This is a genomic window from Paenibacillus sp. FSL K6-1122, from assembly GCF_037977015.1.
GTDB classification, from domain to species: domain Bacteria; phylum Bacillota; class Bacilli; order Paenibacillales; family Paenibacillaceae; genus Paenibacillus; species Paenibacillus amylolyticus.
Window position 1 is genome coordinate 2,772,505 of the sequence record NZ_CP150272.1, and the last position, 17,429, is coordinate 2,789,933.

Annotated in this window: 17 protein-coding genes; all 17 read left to right on the plus strand. The window is 46.8% G+C overall.

What is annotated here, in order from left to right; genetic code table 11:
* Window positions 1-187: 187 nt before the first annotated feature.
* Window positions 188-649, plus strand: coding sequence for a ribosome maturation factor RimP (gene rimP / locus NSQ20_RS12835; RefSeq protein WP_036609311.1), 462 nt, complete (start codon window positions 188-190; stop codon window positions 647-649).
* 123 nt (window positions 650-772) lie between these two features.
* A complete protein-coding gene (gene nusA, locus NSQ20_RS12840; RefSeq protein WP_036609309.1) occupies window positions 773-1,870 on the plus strand; it encodes a transcription termination factor NusA in 1,098 nt (365 codons plus the stop codon).
* A gap of 25 nt (window positions 1,871-1,895) precedes the next feature.
* On the plus strand, window positions 1,896-2,201 hold the full coding sequence (locus NSQ20_RS12845) for a YlxR family protein (RefSeq protein WP_036609307.1): 306 nt from the start codon (window positions 1,896-1,898) through the stop codon (window positions 2,199-2,201).
* Window positions 2,194-2,523 carry a ribosomal L7Ae/L30e/S12e/Gadd45 family protein gene (locus tag NSQ20_RS12850; RefSeq protein ID WP_017689142.1) on the plus strand — a complete coding sequence of 110 codons (330 nt, stop codon included), beginning with the start codon at window positions 2,194-2,196 and terminating at the stop codon, window positions 2,521-2,523. Before NSQ20_RS12845 ends, NSQ20_RS12850 begins: the two co-directional genes overlap by 8 nt.
* Window positions 2,516-5,104: a translation initiation factor IF-2 gene (gene infB, locus NSQ20_RS12855; protein WP_036609305.1), complete on the plus strand. Its 2,589-nt coding sequence runs from the start codon at window positions 2,516-2,518 to the stop codon at window positions 5,102-5,104. The genes NSQ20_RS12850 and infB overlap by 8 nt, the downstream gene beginning before the upstream one ends.
* A 25-nt stretch (window positions 5,105-5,129) precedes the next feature.
* Window positions 5,130-5,489 carry a 30S ribosome-binding factor RbfA gene (gene rbfA, locus NSQ20_RS12860; protein WP_017689140.1) on the plus strand — a complete coding sequence of 120 codons (360 nt, stop codon included), beginning with the start codon at window positions 5,130-5,132 and terminating at the stop codon, window positions 5,487-5,489.
* Between the two features lie 19 nt (window positions 5,490-5,508).
* Window positions 5,509-6,486, plus strand: coding sequence for a bifunctional oligoribonuclease/PAP phosphatase NrnA (locus NSQ20_RS12865; protein WP_036609303.1), 978 nt, complete (start codon window positions 5,509-5,511; stop codon window positions 6,484-6,486).
* Window positions 6,480-7,403, plus strand: coding sequence for a tRNA pseudouridine(55) synthase TruB (gene truB / locus NSQ20_RS12870; protein ID WP_036670396.1), 924 nt, complete (start codon window positions 6,480-6,482; stop codon window positions 7,401-7,403). The genes NSQ20_RS12865 and truB overlap by 7 nt, the downstream gene beginning before the upstream one ends.
* Before the next feature lie 82 nt (window positions 7,404-7,485).
* Complete coding sequence (locus NSQ20_RS12875) at window positions 7,486-8,412, plus strand: bifunctional riboflavin kinase/FAD synthetase (RefSeq protein WP_143760269.1); 927 nt, start codon at window positions 7,486-7,488, stop codon at window positions 8,410-8,412.
* A gap of 159 nt (window positions 8,413-8,571) precedes the next feature.
* Window positions 8,572-8,841, plus strand: a complete 270-nt coding sequence (rpsO, locus tag NSQ20_RS12880) for a 30S ribosomal protein S15 (protein ID WP_036609297.1) — start codon at window positions 8,572-8,574, stop codon at window positions 8,839-8,841.
* 259 nt (window positions 8,842-9,100) lie between these two features.
* Complete coding sequence (gene pnp / locus NSQ20_RS12885; protein ID WP_074094584.1) at window positions 9,101-11,203, plus strand: polyribonucleotide nucleotidyltransferase; 2,103 nt, start codon at window positions 9,101-9,103, stop codon at window positions 11,201-11,203.
* A 175-nt stretch (window positions 11,204-11,378) separates the two neighbouring features.
* Complete coding sequence (locus tag NSQ20_RS12890; RefSeq protein ID WP_340032689.1) at window positions 11,379-12,374, plus strand: polysaccharide deacetylase family protein; 996 nt, start codon at window positions 11,379-11,381, stop codon at window positions 12,372-12,374.
* Between the two features lie 99 nt (window positions 12,375-12,473).
* Window positions 12,474-13,757, plus strand: coding sequence for a pitrilysin family protein (locus tag NSQ20_RS12895; RefSeq protein WP_076326816.1), 1,284 nt, complete (start codon window positions 12,474-12,476; stop codon window positions 13,755-13,757).
* On the plus strand, window positions 13,717-14,163 hold the full coding sequence (gene dut / locus NSQ20_RS12900; RefSeq protein WP_179086415.1) for a dUTP diphosphatase: 447 nt from the start codon (window positions 13,717-13,719) through the stop codon (window positions 14,161-14,163). The genes NSQ20_RS12895 and dut overlap by 41 nt, the downstream gene beginning before the upstream one ends.
* Before the next feature lie 157 nt (window positions 14,164-14,320).
* Complete coding sequence (gene dpsA, locus NSQ20_RS12905) at window positions 14,321-15,220, plus strand: dipicolinate synthase subunit DpsA (protein WP_017689131.1); 900 nt, start codon at window positions 14,321-14,323, stop codon at window positions 15,218-15,220.
* Window positions 15,217-15,813, plus strand: coding sequence for a dipicolinate synthase subunit B (locus NSQ20_RS12910; RefSeq protein WP_062833836.1), 597 nt, complete (start codon window positions 15,217-15,219; stop codon window positions 15,811-15,813). The genes dpsA and NSQ20_RS12910 overlap by 4 nt, the downstream gene beginning before the upstream one ends.
* A 377-nt stretch (window positions 15,814-16,190) precedes the next feature.
* Window positions 16,191-17,408: an aspartate kinase gene (gene dapG / locus NSQ20_RS12915; protein WP_017689129.1), complete on the plus strand. Its 1,218-nt coding sequence runs from the start codon at window positions 16,191-16,193 to the stop codon at window positions 17,406-17,408.
* Window positions 17,409-17,429: the final 21 nt, after the last annotated feature.

Below are 17,429 nucleotides of genomic sequence, written 5' to 3' on the forward strand. Positions count from 1 at the left end.
GCCTGAAGCATCGCTTACTTGTCACTATTACCAGACTATGTTATAATTTTTGAAGTGAACGAGATAGTACGAATTTCTAAAGAGTGGGGAAACCCACTCTTTAGTCTTTGGTATACAAGAATCTTGGGTATTGAATAATCTGCCAGTGCTTTTTTGCTGGTGTAACCTAAGTTGGAGGTTATTGGTTTTGAGCACAACGAACATTAAATCTACCGTGGAAGAAATGATCCAACCCTACTTGAACGAACAAGGTTTCGAGCTGGTTGACATCGAATACGTCAAAGAAGGCAGCAACTGGTTTTTACGGGTGTATGTCGACAAAGAGGGTGGCATCGACATCGACGATTGTGTCTTGATCAGCGAAAAGCTGAGCGCCAAGCTGGATGAGAACGATCCGATTCCAACCATCTATTTCCTTGAAGTGTCTTCTCCCGGTGCGGAGCGTCCACTTAAAAAACCTGAGGACGTTACCAAAGCTGTAGGCAAAAATGTTTTTGTTACAACCTACGAGCCGGTGAACGGATTGAAGGAATTTGAAGGCAAGCTGCTTTCCTTTGATGACGATGAACTCGTGATCGAAGCAGGCAAAAAACAGCATGCCATTTCTTATGATAAGGTTGCCAGTGCGCGCCTAGCTATTTTGTTTTAAGTGCCTTGTTCACTTTATTAATGAAAAAGACACATCTCACGATAACGGCAAGGTGCTCATGAGTTCAGAGCCTTTCGCCGTTTTACGTATGAGATGCCATGTTTGAAAGGGGGATCAACATTCATGAGTACGGATTTTATTGAAGCAATGAATGAATTGGAACGGGAAAAAGGGATCAGCAAGGATGTGCTGTTTGAAGCGATCGAGGCTGCACTAATTTCCAGCTACAAGCGGAATTTCAACACGGCCCAGAATGTGCGTGTTGACATGAACCGTAATACGGGAGTTATTCGGGTGTATGCCCGTAAATTGATCGTGGAAGAAGTCCTGGATTCACGTACCGAAATTTCATTGCCTGCTGCACGAGAAATCAACCCACACTTCCAGCTGGAAGATATTGCGGAGATTGAAGTTACGCCGCGTGATTTCGGACGTATCGCGGCACAAACTGCCAAACAGGTAGTGACCCAGCGGATTCGTGAAGCCGAACGCGGCCTGATCTACAACGCTTTCGTAGATAAGGAAGAAGATATCGTTACGGGAGTGGTGCAGCGTCAGGATTTGCGCAATATCTACATCGATCTGGGCAAAATCGAAGCGGCTTTACCGCTGACCGAATTGATGCCGAACGAGAAGTTTGTTCATGGTGACCGTATTAAGGCGTATATCACCAAGGTCGAGAATACGACGAAAGGGCCGCAAATCATTTTGTCCCGTACCCATCCGGGCCTCTTGAAACGTCTCTTTGAACTGGAAGTGCCTGAGATCTTTGACGGTGTAGTTGAAATTCGCTCCGTCGCTCGCGAAGCAGGGTTCCGCTCCAAGATTGCCGTTCATTCCCGCAACGAGGAAGTTGATCCAGTTGGATCTTGTGTAGGTCCTAGGGGAATGCGCGTGCAGACCATTGTGGGTGAGCTGCGCGGTGAAAAAATCGACATCGTTCGTTTCTCCGATCAGGTAGACGAATATGTTGCTAATGCACTGAGTCCTTCCAAAGTATTGGAAGTTCATGTATTTGAGGAAGAAAAGATGGCTCGGGTTATCGTTCCGGACTATCAACTGTCCCTCGCAATTGGTATCAAAGGCCAAAATGCCAGATTGGCAGCCAAATTAACCGGCTGGAAAATCGACATTAAGAGCGAGAGCCAGGCGGAACAGGAATTCGGCAGAGAAAAAGATTCTTCTTCTGAAATGCATCAGGATTCCGTCTCCGTCGACTAAAGTAAAGTACGGGGGGCGCTGACGTATGAAACCAAAAAAAGTGCCGCTGCGCAAATGTGTGGCATGCCAAGAAATGATGCCCAAAAAGCAGCTGATTCGCATTGTTAAAACGCCAGAGGATGAAGTGCTGATCGATTTGACTGGCAAAAAATCCGGACGTGGTGCCTATTTATGCGGCAAAGAGTCCTGTTTTAAGCTCGCACTCAAAAACCGGGCTTTGGATCGGGCGTTAAAAGGCAAAGTCTCACCTGAAATTTACGAGCAATTAGCAGCTGACTTCATCGCGGTTGAGGATGAATTCATAGCAGCACAGGAGCGTGAACATGACTAATATTAAAACGCTGTCTTATTTGGGACTCTCTATGCGTGCAGGTAAACTTGTAACAGGTGAAGAAATTGTACTTAAAGCGATCCGTTCTTCCGAAGCTAAAATGGTTATTGTTGCGGGTGACGCCTCAGCCAATACACAAAAGAAATTTCGCGATAAATGCGGAACTTATAAGGTTCCTCTGTTGATCGGATTTGACCGGGATAGTCTGGGTTCAAGTATCGGTAAAGACACGCGTGTTGTTCTTGCAGTAACGGATCGAGGGTTTGCAAAAATGATCTCCAAGCAAGTCGGTATAATGTCGGAGGTGGAGTATATTGAGTAAACAGGAAAACAAGGATAAATTGCGGGTTTATGAATATGCGAAGTCCCTTAATATGAGTAGTAAAGAAATTATAACCATTCTTAAAAAGCTGGAAATTCCCGTAAACAATCATATGAGTGTCATGGAGAATGGTTCAGTCGGTAAGGTGGAACAATTTTTTAAAGATATAAAATCCACTGCTGCTTCGAAACAAGGCAACGATGCAAAACCAGTTGCAACTTCGGCAGTACGTAGTGACAAACCAGTGGACAGCAACAAGCCGGCCGGCGGAGTGAACACGCCGATTAGCAGCAACCCATCCGGTAGTCCCGTACAAACAAAAATACAACAGGAAAAGCAGGTAGGTATGAACAATAGACCAAATTCCAACAATAACAATGGCACTCAAAGACCCAGCGGCCAAGACAGTCGCAACAGAACGAACTCTTCCCAAGGCTCAAGCCAAGGAGGACAATCAACTAACCGTCCAAGACCAGCTCAAGGTGGACAAAGCAGTACTGCATCCCGTCCGCAAGGAACGGGTGGTCAACGTCCGAATAACAGCGGTGGCGGTCAAGTAAGAACTTCAGGCCCTAACAGCGGTGGTAATACAGGTACTGCTGGCAACCGTAGCGGTGGCCAAGGTCAGAGCCAAGGACAAGGCCAACGTAGAAGCGGCCCAGGTGGTACTACTGGCAGCAACAACAATAGTGGTAACCGTTCGAACAGCGGTGGCGGTGGACGTCGTTATGATGACAACCGTGGCGGTAACTTCCGTGGTAACCGTGGTGGCAAGAACAACCGCAACAGAAATCAACAACAGTACCAACAACGTGAGAAAATTGATAACACACCTAAGAAAATCATCGTTCGTGGTGATATGACCGTTGGTGAAACAGCGAAGTTGCTCCATAAGGATGCTTCCGAAGTTATCAAAAAGCTCATCGCTATGGGTGTTATGGCAACAATCAACCAAGAGCTTGATATCGAAACGATCCTTCTGCTTTCAGGTGAATTCGGTGTTGAGGTTGAAGTGAAGATTGTGCTTGAAGATGACCGTTTCGAAACACTGGAAGAGAATGATGATGCTGCTGACTTGCAGGCTCGTCCACCAGTAGTTACGATCATGGGTCACGTTGACCATGGTAAAACTACTTTGCTGGATGCGATTCGTTCTACGAATGTATCCGATGGCGAAGCAGGCGGAATCACGCAACATATCGGTGCTTATCAAGTTGAAATTAACAACAAAAAAATCACGTTCCTGGATACTCCGGGTCACGAAGCGTTTACAGCGATGCGTGCACGTGGCGCACAAGTTACGGATATGACGATTATTGTCGTAGCTGCGGATGACGGTGTTATGCCACAGACCATTGAGGCGATTAACCATGCCAAAGCTGCTGGGCTACCAATCATCGTTGCTGTCAACAAAATTGACAAGCCGGGCGCTGATCCAGATAAAGTGAAACAAGAATTAACCAGCTATGAACTCGTTCCGGAAGAGTGGGGCGGAGATACCATCTTTGTTAACGTGTCAGCGAAACAAAGAATGGGTCTGGAAGGTCTGCTTGAAATGATTCTGCTCGTTGCAGAAGTGAACGAATACAAAGCGAACCCGGACAAACGTGCCCGTGGTACAGTGATTGAAGCCGAGCTGGATAAAGGACGTGGCCCAGTTGCACGTATCCTCGTACAGCACGGTACATTGAAAGTCGGCGATGCTTTCGTTGCAGGTAACTGCTTCGGTCGTGTTCGTGCGATGGTCAATGACAAAGGTCGCAAATTGAAAGAAGCTGGACCTTCAACACCTGTAGAAATCACAGGTCTGACTGAAGTTCCAGGTGCGGGAGATCCATTCATGGTGTTTGAAGATGAGCGCAAAGCGCGTTCCATCGCTGACAAACGTTCGATCACGCAACGTGAATCCGATCTGGGTACGCATACTCGTGTGACGTTGGATGATCTGTTCCAGCACATCAAAGATGGCGAGATCAAAGATCTGAACGTAATCATCAAAGGTGATGTACAAGGTTCGGTTGAAGCATTGAAAGGTTCCCTTGCGAAGATCGAAGTTGAAGGTGTACGCGTGAAAATTATTCATAGCGGCGCTGGTGCAATCACAGAATCCGACATCATTTTAGCTGCAGCATCCAATGCTATCGTGATCGGTTTCAACGTTCGTCCTGATAACCAGGCGAAATCAACTGCAGATCAAGAGCAAGTAGACATTCGTCTGCATCGCGTGATCTACAGTGTTATCGAAGAAATTGAACAAGCGATGAAAGGTATGCTCGATCCGATCTACAAAGAAAAAGTTATCGGTCATGCTGAAGTTCGGAGCACGTTCTCCATCAGTAAAGTGGGTACCATCGCTGGTTGTATGGTTACCTCGGGTAAAATTACGCGTTCTGCGGAAGCACGCCTGATTCGTGATGGCATTGTCCTTTACGAAGGTAAGCTGGATTCCCTGAAACGTTATAAAGATGATGCCAAAGAAGTAGCACAAGGTTACGAGTGCGGTATCACACTTGATAAATATAATGATCTCAAAGAAGGCGACGTTATCGAAGCTTTCATTATGGAGACAGTACAACGATAAGCAAGGAAGCATGAGGTGAACAACAATGGCTAAGATTCGTACAGGTAGAGTGGGCGAGCAGATCAAGAAAGAAATAAGTCTGCTCATCCAGTCTGAACTGAAAGATCCACGTATCGGCTTTATTACGGTAACGGGAGTCGAAGTGACAGGAGACTTGTCGCAAGCCAAAGTTTATCTGAGTGTCTTCGGTGAACAGGAACAAAAAGATAACACGCTGAAAGCTCTGGCAAAAGCAAATGGATTTTTGCGTTCGGAGCTGGGCAAACGTATCCGGTTCCGGCATGTTCCCGAGTTGATATTTAAGATTGACGAATCCATCGCTTATGGCAGCCGAATTGAGAAGCTGCTTGGCGATATTGGTTCCGACAAGAACGAATCCCAGTAACAGAATAGAGGAGACGGCAATGCACACTTATGAACAGGCGCTCCAGGCCGGAAAGCAATTTCTACTGGAGCATGATGATTACCTGGTCGTGTCGCATGTACAGCCGGACGGTGACGCAGTCAGCTCGACGGTAACGGTGGGCTGGCTGCTGTCATGTCTGGGTAAGACATTCACGATGATTAATGAAGGTGAAATCCCCGGGCGCATGCAATTTTTGTGGGAAGCAGGCAACATTGTGAACATGACCGAACAACCACCGCAGCGAAAATATAAAGCTGTTATCTGTGTGGATTGTGCAGACTTTGCCAGAGTAGGTTTGACACGTCATTATTTCGAAGATGATGCTGTTATCTTGAATATTGATCATCACCCTACAAATGACGGTTATGGTACAGTCAACATCATTAAGTCAGATGCTGCTGCTACGGCTGAAATCTTGTTCGATTTTCTTAACCTGTTCCAAGTAACATGGGATCAAGATGTTGCGACGGCAGTTTATACAGGATTGCTTACCGATACAGGTGGATTCCGCTATGCCAACACCAGCCCAAATGTAATGAAAACGGCCTCCAGACTGCTTGAACATGGCGTGAATGGACCCTATCTCGCCCAGACCTTGTTGGAGCAGGTGACTCTTCCGCAAGTTCGGATTTTGAATCAGGCACTATCAAGCCTGCAGATGACAGATGATGGAAAGATAGCCTGGGTTGTTATTACACCAGATGATATGGTGGCTTGTGGAGCAGCTAATGAAGATCTTGAAGGGGTAGTGAACTATCCGCGCAACATTCAGGGCGTGGAAGTTGGTATCTTTTTCAAAGTCATCAACGAGAATGCAGTCAAGGTTTCTTTGCGTTCAGCTGGTAAAATTGATGTTGCTGCACTAGCACAGACCTTTGGCGGAGGCGGGCATGTGCTCGCAGCCGGATGTCGTCTGGAAGGCAGACTTGATGATATTATCGCAAAAGTACTGAAGCAGGTGAATTCACAATGGTAAAGCCATTTGAAGGTGTACTTCCGGTATATAAACCGGCGGGTTTTACTTCTCATGATGTTGTAGCCAAAATGCGTCGCATTCTCAAAATGAAGCGCATTGGGCATACGGGCACACTTGACCCACAAGTTACAGGCGTTCTGCCGCTCTGTCTTGGACGGGCGACACGTGTGGTAGAGTACATGCAGGAGCTTCCGAAGGAATATCTGGCTACGCTCAGACTGGGACTGTCTACTGACACAGAGGATATGACAGGGGAAGTCATTGAGCGGGCTGAAACGACTGTGGAAGTAACACAGGAACAGGTTCAACAGGTGCTTGAGCAGTTTCTGGGAACGATTTCACAGGTACCACCTATGTATTCTGCGGTAAAGGTAGACGGCAAACGTCTTTATGAGCTTGCTCGTGAAGGTAAGACGGTAGAGCGTAAGAGCCGTGAGGTCACAATCTATGAGCTCGAACTTACTGGGATTGAGACTCAGGGTGAGACCACCGATATATCCTTCCGAGCCTTATGTTCAAAAGGAACTTATATTCGGACATTGTGTGTAGACATTGGTCGGCAACTCGGATATCCATCAACCATGGTTCAACTGGAGCGTACGATATCGGCAGGTATCTCTGCAGATCGTTGTCTTCGTATTGAAGAAGTGGAACAACTTATGGCTGACGGGACTTTGGCGGAGGCGCTGATTCCTGTTGACGAGGCTATTGCTTCAATTCCGGCCCATAAGGTTGGAGAAGAACAGACCAAAGGAGCACTTCAAGGTCAGAAACTGTCTGCACGTCTTCTGGAACCGCCTGTAGAGCAACCTGGTCTATTGCGGTTGTATGCTCAGGATGGTACGTTTCTGGGGATATTTGAACGGGATGAACTAAAACCAACGGTGAGGGCAGTTAAAGTCTTTTTGCCGGAATAAAGAGGTTTCGGGCTTGGAGTTGTGGTGAGGCTCAAGCTTGGCCTATCTAGTGAAATGCAGGTGAATGATTGTGAAAACCGTAATGCTAACCTATCCGCAGACGTTACATTCGACTGAGCTGAGCACACTGCCCCAAGTGCTTGCGATTGGTCAATTCGACGGACTGCATCTCGGACATGCAAGTGTCATTTTATCAGCTGTCCGCATTGCGCGGGAAACGGGCATGCAGGCAGCGGTCATGACCTTTCATCCACATCCGAAGGAAGTTATGCGCAAAGGGGATTACGAGGGTTATTTAACTCCCTTGAGAGATAAAGAAGACATCTTGGCAGGAATGGGCGTTGATGTACTCTATGTGGTGGAGTTCAATGAAGATTTCTCACGTTTGACGCCGCAACAATTCGTACACGACTTGTTGATTCCTCTTCAGACACGAACAGCGGTGGTTGGTTTTGACTTCCGTTTTGGTCACAAGGGTGCAGGGGATGAACAACTTCTTCGTACTTTGGGAGAAGGAGAGATGACGGTGGAAACCGTTCCTCCTTTCTTGTTAAATGGTGAAAAAGTGAGCAGTTCTCTCATTCGTGGCCTGTTGAAGCGTGGGGAGATGGATGAGGCCAGTCAGTGGCTTGGCCGACCTTACAGCATCAGAGGAACCGTCATTCACGGGGAGAAGCGTGGACGAACGATTGGATTTCCTACAGCCAACCTTGAACTCACGGATCATTACGTTACCCCGTCGAAGGGTGTTTACGCTGTTCGTGTGCAGTATGGCGAACAGGAACTGCATGGCGTAATGAATCTCGGTGTGAAACCTACGTTTCACGAAAGTGGGATGAAACCTACGTTTGAAGTGCACCTGCTTGATTTTGATGGACACTTGTATGACCAGGAACTAAAGGTTGAGCTCGTTCACTATATTCGTGCAGAACGAAAGTTTGACTCCATTGAGGCATTGATTAGCCAGATTCGTGAAGATGCATTAACTGCCGGCCGCCTGTTATCTTAAAGGTTCAGGATTAAATGCATGTTTACATTTACTTTAACTAGGCAATTATGATATACTGTACTACGTTGTCGATTGAGGCAACATTAACCTTGGCTTGGTTGCTTGCTCTCACCGGCGGTGACGAGGCTAATGGCGATTATATTGAAGGAGGTGAACAGGATGGCATTGACTCAAGAACGTAAACAACAACTGATCGACGAGCACAAAACTCACGAGTCCGATACAGGATCTCCAGAGGTGCAAGTTGCTATCCTTACGGAAAACATCACAAGTTTGACAAACCACTTGCGTACGCATAAGAAAGACCACCACTCACGTCGTGGACTTTTGAAAATGGTAGGTCAACGTCGTAAGCTTTTGGCTTATGTGAAAAACAAAGATGTTAAACGTTACAGCGCACTGATCGAAAAACTCGGATTGCGTCGTTAATTATCGTACATGTTTTCAAAATCAACCTGGCTGTTATCCGTCATTCTTTTGTCTAAAAGGACAAGCGGAACTTACAGCCGGGTTGTTTTGTAGATGAACATGTTGCCATATATTTGTAGATGGGGCTCCGTGAGGAGCTTTTGTTGTGCAGGTTAGCATGTTGAAAGATCCATACATAGCTAATGAATGCAGGACAAGCAGGAAATACTGTAAATATGCAGAATCCATTGAATTAGGAACGAATAAAAGGAGGGGTTTCATGGAACAGCGTGTTGAAATGCAGCTTGGTGGAAGAAAACTTACGCTTGAGACCGGGCGTTTGGCCAAGCAGGCTAATGCTGCCGTTAAGGTAACATACGGGGATACCGTGGTATTGTGTACCGTGACAGCATCAAGTGAGCCGAAAGATCTGGACTTTTTCCCATTAACGGTGAACTATGAAGAAAGATTGTACGCCGTAGGTAAAATCCCGGGAGGATTTATTAAACGTGAAGGCAGACCGAGTGAGAAAGCCATTCTTTCAAGCCGTCTGACAGACCGTCCAATTCGTCCTTTGTTCCCGGAAGGCTTCCGGAATGATGTACAAGTTCTGAATATCGTTATGAGTGTGGATCAAGATTGCGAACCGCAAATCGCTGCAATGATTGGTACATCAGCAGCATTGAGCATTTCGGATGTTCCATTCAGCGGACCGATTGGTGGCGTGAAAGTGGGACGTATTGATGGCGAGTTCATCATTAACCCAACGATTGCACAGCTTGAAGTTAGTGATATTGAACTGGTTGTTGCAGGAACCAAAGATGCCATCATGATGGTTGAGGCCGAAGCAAACGAAGTGCCGGAAGAAGTGATGCTCGAAGCAATCATGTTTGGACATGATGAGATCCAAAACATTATTGCTGTAATCGAACAACTTGTACAAGTTGCTGGAAAAGAAAAAATGGCTGTTAAGTTGCGTACCGTTAATGCTGAAGTTAACAACAGTGTGCGTGAATTCGCCAGCGCTCGTCTGGTCGAAGCGGTTAAAATCGCCGAGAAGCATGCTCGTCAAGATGCAATCGATGTAGTGAATGACGAAACCGTTGCTCACTTTGAAGAGAAATATATTGAAAGTCCGGAATTGTTCAAAGACGTGAAGGAAGTTCTGCACGATATCGTCAAAGAAGAAGTGCGCCGTCTGATCACGCATGATAAAGTTCGTCCGGATGGACGTGGACTTGCTGAAATTCGCCCAATTGAATGTGATACATCTCTGTTGCCACGTGCACATGGTACAGGACTGTTTACGCGCGGTCAAACGCAAGCACTTAGCGTTTGTACACTTGGTGCACTGGGTGATGTTCAGATTTTGGACGGAATCAGTCTTGAAGAAACGAAACGATTCATGCATCACTATAACTTCCCACCATTCAGCGTAGGTGAAGCTCGTCCATTGCGGGCTCCGGGCCGTCGTGAAATCGGACATGGTGCTCTGGGTGAGCGCGCTCTTTCCAAAGTGATCCCTTCCGAAACGGATTTCCCATACACGATTCGTTTGGTATCTGAAGTTCTAGAATCCAACGGCTCATCATCTCAGGCAAGTATCTGTGCCAGCACTTTAGCTATGATGGATGCAGGTGTACCAATCAAAGCTCCAGTTGCGGGTGTAGCTATGGGTCTGATCAAAGATGGAGATCATGTATCCATTCTGAGTGATATTCAAGGTATGGAGGATCACCTCGGTGACATGGACTTTAAAGTAGCTGGAACACCTGAAGGTGTAACTGCAATCCAAATGGACATCAAAATTGCTGGTATTAATCGTCAAATTTTGTCTGATGCATTGGCGCAAGCCAAAGAAGGCCGTATGCACATTTTGGGCAAAATGAACGAAATTTTGAAAACTCCACGTGAGCAGTTATCACAATATGCGCCTAAAATTACAACGATGCATATCAATCCGGACAAAATCCGTGATGTTATCGGTGCAGGTGGTAAAATTATCAATAAAATCATCGAAGAAACCGGTGTTAAAATTGATATTGAACAGGATGGACGTGTCTTTATCGCTTCTTCCAACCAGGAGATGAATGATAAAGCCAAAGCGATCATCGAAGGTATTGTGCGCGAAGTATTGGTCGGCGAGATTTATGTCGGCAAAGTAAAACGCGTAGAAAAATTCGGTGCATTTGTTGAAGTACTTCCGAACAAAGAAGGTCTGGTACACATCTCGCAACTGTCAACTGAACGTGTTGCCAAAGTGGAAGATGTTGTAGCTATCGGTGATTCCATTACGGTAAAAGTAACGGAAATTGACCCACAAGGTCGAATCAACTTGTCCCGTAAAGCAGTTTTGACTGCTGAAGCTCCGGCTCAATCCTAGGTTACCGAAGCGACAGGTTATAAATGGATAGATTGAATGAAGAGACAGAATGTGAATTTCTGGCTCTTTTTTTAACGTTTAAATACGTAAAGCAAGGATGAAACCATGGCTCAGCATTCATATTTTTGCCCTTGTCCTCATATGATGGGGACAAAGACGGCGGGAGGATGGAGCTGTGGGAAACCAATCCAAAAAGCTGGCGGCTGTTCTGGCGGGTGTGACTGCGGTCATATTGATCGGACAAGTTGGCAGTGTACGTACATACATTACGGAGATCCGTGATGGGCCAGGTACGCAAAATGCTTTTGACATGTTTAAGGAGGCAACTGGAGAAGATGCGCTGTTGTCTGCGATTCGGGATAAAGCGGTTGAAACGAAAATTGCTCCGGTAAATGCCAGAGTGGATCGGGTATGGAAAGCGATTCCTGGTTATAATGGCATGGAGATTGATGTGGAAGCGACATACCGTAAGGCGCTGAGTGGAACATTGAATACCAAAATAGCGTATGTCTACCGTCAGATTGAGCCGGAGATCCAGCTTAAGGATTTGGGTGCACATCCGATCTATCGGGGGAATGCAAACAAACCGATGGTTTCTTTTATGATTAATGTGGCCTGGGGGAACGAATACATCAAACCGATGCTGGATACGCTTGATGCCGAGAAAGTGAAGGCTACTTTTTTTCTGGATGGAAGTTGGTTAAGCAAAAACGTTGAACTGGCCAAAGAAATTCAGAAACGTGGGCATGAGATGTCCAACCATGCATATTCTCACCCTAATATGAGTCGATTGAGCGCAGAACGGGCCAAGCTGGAAATTAGCAAAACCCAGGATCTGCTCCATAAAACACTGGGCGTAGAGAATCGTTGGTTTGCTCCGCCATCCGGTGACTTTAATCAGAAGACCGTTGACATTGCTTCATCCATGGGACTGAACACCGTGTTATGGACAGTAGATACTGTGGATTGGCGTAAGCCAAGCCAGGATGCCGTTGTTGCCAAAATTGCTAAAAATACCGAGGCTGGAACGTTAATTCTAATGCACCCTACAGCTGCTTCTTCGGGAGCTTTAAAGGGTATGATTCAATCCATACGGGCCAAAGGTTTGGTGCTTGGAACAGTAAGTGAGACGCTGTCTTCGGAACGTGTAAATACGTCTGTGGTTGAGTGAACGTTGTTTTTTTGTTAATATCAAACAGTTGGAACCAAATGTCGATTTCAATTTCAAGGTTGAGATCAAGGCAATTATAGAGATGTAGGAGGGCCAACCATGAAAAAAATTCAGCTGGGCAATGGCCTCAGAGTTGTCATGGAACAGATACCGACCTGCCGTTCTGTGTCTTTCGGAATATGGGTCAAGACAGGTTCGCGTAATGAGCAACCTGCAAGTAACGGAGTATCACATTTTATTGAACACATGTTGTTCAAGGGAACAGATCGTTATGATGCCAAGGCGATTGCGGAGCAGTTCGATGCGATTGGCGGTAACGTGAACGCATTCACTTCCAAAGAATACACGTGTTATTATGCTAAAGTATTGGATGAACATTTGCCGATTGCGGTTGATGTATTGTCTGATATGTTTTTCCGCTCCAAAATGGATGATGGTGAATTGATCAAGGAGAAAAACGTCATTCTGGAAGAAATCTCGATGTATGAAGATACGCCTGATGATATGGTTCATGATCTGATGGCCTTGGCCGCTTATGGTGAGCATCCACTCGCATACCCAATCCTGGGTACGGAAGAACGTCTCAAAGCGATGGATTCCAGTCATCTGCGTGCATATATGAAGGAGCATTACACGATTGAGAACACGGTCATTAGTATCGCGGGTAATATTGATGACAGTGTAATCGATCTGATGGAGAAGCATTTTGGCGCTTTTGATGTAAATGGAGTAACGGAAGCAGTCACGATGCCAGCTTTCCAAAGCGGACAGCTCTTTCACAAAAAGAAAACGGAACAGAATCATATCTGTATTTCGTTCCCGGGCTGTAAAATCGGAGATCCGCTGCAATTCGCTATGGTTGTTCTGAATAACGCCATTGGTGGAGGCATGAGCTCGAGACTGTTCCAGGAAATTCGTGAGAAACGGGGTCTTGCGTACTCCGTGTATTCCTATCATAGCTCTCATGCGGACAGCGGACTTTTCACGATATACGCGGGTACAGCACCGAAACAGACCAAAGAAGTGCTCGATCTGACCAAAGAAGTTCTGGGCGACCTGGCTGTAAACGGCTTGTCCGAAGATGAACTTCGTAAAGGAAAAGAACAGCTGAAAGGTAGCTTGATTCTGAGCCTGGAAAGCACAGGCAGTCGCATGAATCGTCTGGGTAAAAACGAGCTCATGCTGGGCAGACACCATACGCTGGATGAGATGATCACCAAAATTGAGCAAGTTACCATGGACGATATTAACGCGGTACTTGATCTGATGTTTGCTGAACCTTTTGCACTTGCTATGGTTGGCGCTTCAGATAAGACGATCGCTGGATTGAGAAGGGATGATTTTGTTGCATTACGTTCAAATACAGAAACTGCCGGGCAATGAAGATATTAAACTGCCTCAAAAAATGTCGGACCTGGCATCCGGTTTTGATGTAGTAGCTGCACTTCAGGAGGACGTTGTCCTGCAACCGGGTCAGCGTATACTGATTCCTACTGGACTTGCGATGGCAATGCCAGCTGGATTGGAAGCACAGATCCGTCCTCGGAGCGGACTGGCTTTCAAACATGGTATTACTTGCCTCAACACACCGGGGACCATTGATGCGGATTATCGCGGAGAAGTTAAAGTGCTGTTGATTAATCTGGGTCAGGAACCGTTCACGATTGTACGGGGAGAGCGCATTGCACAGATCGTCTTCCAGACCGTGCCTGCGGTTGAATTGACGGAAGTGAATGAACTTTCGGAAACGGTACGTGGTGAAGGCGGATTCGGTCATACCGGGAAATAAGCAGCGTAGATATACCTATTCTTTAGAGTCGTCCCTGACAGGGGCGGCTCTTTTTTACATTTGAGAAACGGACGGTGGAATGCAATTATTGTTTTCACCCCCCTGTGGGCCCCTGCATACGATAAGGCATACATGTGGTGAAAGGAGTGACGTCCCGATGCTGACCGGAGTCCGGATTGTAGTCCTGGGCGGAGATGCGCGGCAGCTTGAAGTCATTCAAAAGTGCGCTGAGCTGGATGCAACGGTAAGTGTGGTGGGTTTCGATAAAATAGAACGTTCCATTCCAGGGATAGAGCACCAGGAACTGGAGGATGAAGTGTTTGCTTCCGCAGATGTACTCGTACTGCCTGTTGTCGGTTGCGATGAGCAGGGAAAAGTAAGTACTTCATTTAGTGACACACCGATCTATTTGAAAAAGGAACATATTGCAGCATTACCAGAGCATTGTATTGTGTTCACGGGTATGGCAAAGCCGTTCTTGCGCGAACTTTGTCTTGAAAATGGGCTGCGACTTGTTGAAGTACTTGATCGTGATGATATTGCACTTTATAACTCTATTCCAACAGCTGAGGGAGCCATCGCCATAGCTATTCGGGAGACGGACTTCACAATCCATGGTTCGGAATGCATTGTGCTTGGCATTGGTCGAACAGGATTCACAATGGCCAAAACACTGCAGGGACTTGGAGCAAATGTACGGGTGGGAATCAGGCGGGAAGAGGATGCTGCCCGCGCTACAATCATGGGCTGGAAGCCTTTCATGACAACGGATTTGGCCGCTCAGACCGGGGAAGTTGACTTGCTTTTTAATACGATACCGACTATGATAATCACAGCACAAATCCTGTCCAGAATGCCGCAAAAGGCTGTCATTATCGACCTCGCATCCGCTCCTGGCGGCTGTGATTTCAGGTATGCCGACAAACGCGGTATCAAAGCGCTACTTGCGCCTGGCCTCCCCGGCATTGTTGCTCCCAAAACGGCTGGCGGCATTATTGCCGACGCGTTGATCCGTTTGCTTTTGGAAGAACAGAACGCACGGGAGGTTAAATCATGAACTGGCAGGGAAAAACGGTAGGTTATGCAATTACGGGTTCTCATTGTACGTTTGAAGAGGTTATGCCGGTAATTAGCCGCTTCGTAGCTGAAGGTGCCAACGTCATTCCGATTATTTCGAATTCGGTTCTGACGACGGATACACGCTTTGGTACGGCGCAAAATTGGCAAAAACAGTTGAAAGATATAACAGGTAATGATATCATTTCTACAATTGTTGAAGCGGAGCCATTAGGGCCTTCCAAGCTGCTTGATGTGCTGGTTATTGCTCCATGCACAGGGAATACAACAAGCAAGCTGGCTAATGCGATGACCGACAGTCCAGTGCTAATGGCAGCCAAAGCGCAGATGCGCAATCAGCGTCCTCTTGTGCTCGCGATTTCCACGAATGACGGTCTGGGCTTGAATGCTGCGAATATCGCCAAATTGCTTGTGGCTAAATACTTGTATTTTGTGCCATTTGGGCAAGACGATCCAGTGAAAAAACCAAACTCGTTAGTCGCCAAAATGGAATTGATTCCAGAGGCTTGCTGGAGTGCTCTTGAGGGCAAACAGTTGCAGCCGATGATTGTGGAGCGTTCTTCACAGGCTTGATGGAACAATGATTCGGTGACAACGTTTATACGCTTGGAGAAATGAAGAAGGGTTCGAGAGACAAAGAAAATCATGGGGGACAATATGCTGGATTGAACAGCTGCTATGTCCACGTTCCTGTCTATAAGGCATTCCTGCTTGCGGGCAGTACAGGTTAAGCAAGCGGGAGAGGTCTATTGTGAATGTATGCGTCATGACCTCGATAACAACCGCGACCTTTGATTTGCAATTGTCCCAGACAATTACAGAAAATAAGGAGCGGCATGGAATGCCGTATAAAATGCTGAAATTATCGCATCAGAACGCTCCCTAGAGTGATCCATTTGTTGATTTGACCCGTGTCCAGTCTTCTTGCGTACACAAATGGAGGAATAAAGATGCGTATCATGGTACAGAAATTCGGAGGCACGTCTCTCTCCACTGTTCAGGCGAGAGAGCATGTGCTCCGTCATGTTAAACGTGAACTTGAAGCAGGATTGAGTCTGGTCATCGTTGTGTCTGCGATGGGGCGCCGCGGCGAGCCATATGCGACCGATACGTTGCTGGACTGGGCTGCACAGAACGGAAACGCACTATCCGCACGCGAAAAGGATTTACTGCTGTGCTGTGGTGAAATCATATCGGCGACAACGTTGAGCAGTTTACTCGAACATGAAGGCATTCCAACTACAGTGCTGACCGGTGCACAAGCAGGTTTTGTGACGGACGACAATTTCGGGAATGCCCGGATATTGGATGTCCGTCCTGTTCGTGTGTTGGAGCAGCTTCAGCTTGGCCGTGTCGTTGTTGTAACCGGATTCCAGGGGCAGACAGAGAACGGAGACTTCACGACATTGGGTCGTGGGGGAAGCGATACGTCTGCTACAGCTCTCGGTGCAGCATTACGTGCTGAAATGGTGGATATCTACACAGATGTGAACGGGATACTCACCGCTGATCCGCGAATTGTTGAGGATGCACGTCCACTGACTGTTGTGAGTTATGCAGAGATCTGTAACATGGCCCACCACGGGGCCAAGGTAATCCATCCACGTGCGGTTGAGATTGCGATGCAATCCCAGATTCCAGTGCGGGTAAGATCTACTTTTGCAGACACGGAAGGAACGCTGGTTACGCATCCGGAAGGATTCCAGGATGTGCAGACAGGCATTGTTGACCGTTATGTAACAGGCATCGCCTACGTGAGCAATGTAACGCAAATTACGGTGGATGTGCCTGGTGGTGCAGATCGATTGCAACTAAAAGTGTTCAAAACCATGGCTGAGAATTCAATCAGCGTTGATTTTATTAATGTTACCCCCTCGGGAGTTGTCTATACGGTTTTTGACAGTGATTCCGAGAAAGCCATACAGGTATTGCAGGAGATAGGTCTCAAGCCACAAAGCCTGTCCGGTTGTGCCAAAGTGTCCGTCATTGGTGGAGGCATTAATGGTGTACCTGGAATCATGGCTCGAATCGTGGAGTCCTTGACACTGGCAGACATTCAGATCCTGCAATCGGCAGATTCGAATACAACGATCTGGGTGCTCGTAAAAAAAGAAGATATGGTTCAGGCCCTGAGGGCACTTCACGCCTCATTCGAACTTCATTTGTAAATAACTGAAGTTAGAGGAGCC

Coding starts and splice junctions, on each gene's coding strand:
- nusA (WP_036609309.1), top strand. CDS start 773: ATGAGTACGGATTTTATTGAAGCAATGAATGAATTGGAACGGGAAAAA.
- NSQ20_RS12845 (WP_036609307.1), top strand. CDS start 1,896: ATGAAACCAAAAAAAGTGCCGCTGCGCAAATGTGTGGCATGCCAAGAA.
- NSQ20_RS12850 (WP_017689142.1), top strand. CDS start 2,194: ATGACTAATATTAAAACGCTGTCTTATTTGGGACTCTCTATGCGTGCA.
- rbfA (WP_017689140.1), top strand. CDS start 5,130: ATGGCTAAGATTCGTACAGGTAGAGTGGGCGAGCAGATCAAGAAAGAA.
- NSQ20_RS12865 (WP_036609303.1), top strand. CDS start 5,509: ATGCACACTTATGAACAGGCGCTCCAGGCCGGAAAGCAATTTCTACTG.
- truB (WP_036670396.1), top strand. CDS start 6,480: ATGGTAAAGCCATTTGAAGGTGTACTTCCGGTATATAAACCGGCGGGT.
- NSQ20_RS12875 (WP_143760269.1), top strand. CDS start 7,486: ATGCTAACCTATCCGCAGACGTTACATTCGACTGAGCTGAGCACACTG.
- rpsO (WP_036609297.1), top strand. CDS start 8,572: ATGGCATTGACTCAAGAACGTAAACAACAACTGATCGACGAGCACAAA.
- pnp (WP_074094584.1), top strand. CDS start 9,101: ATGGAACAGCGTGTTGAAATGCAGCTTGGTGGAAGAAAACTTACGCTT.
- NSQ20_RS12895 (WP_076326816.1), top strand. CDS start 12,474: ATGAAAAAAATTCAGCTGGGCAATGGCCTCAGAGTTGTCATGGAACAG.
- dpsA (WP_017689131.1), top strand. CDS start 14,321: ATGCTGACCGGAGTCCGGATTGTAGTCCTGGGCGGAGATGCGCGGCAG.
- NSQ20_RS12910 (WP_062833836.1), top strand. CDS start 15,217: ATGAACTGGCAGGGAAAAACGGTAGGTTATGCAATTACGGGTTCTCAT.
- dapG (WP_017689129.1), top strand. CDS start 16,191: ATGCGTATCATGGTACAGAAATTCGGAGGCACGTCTCTCTCCACTGTT.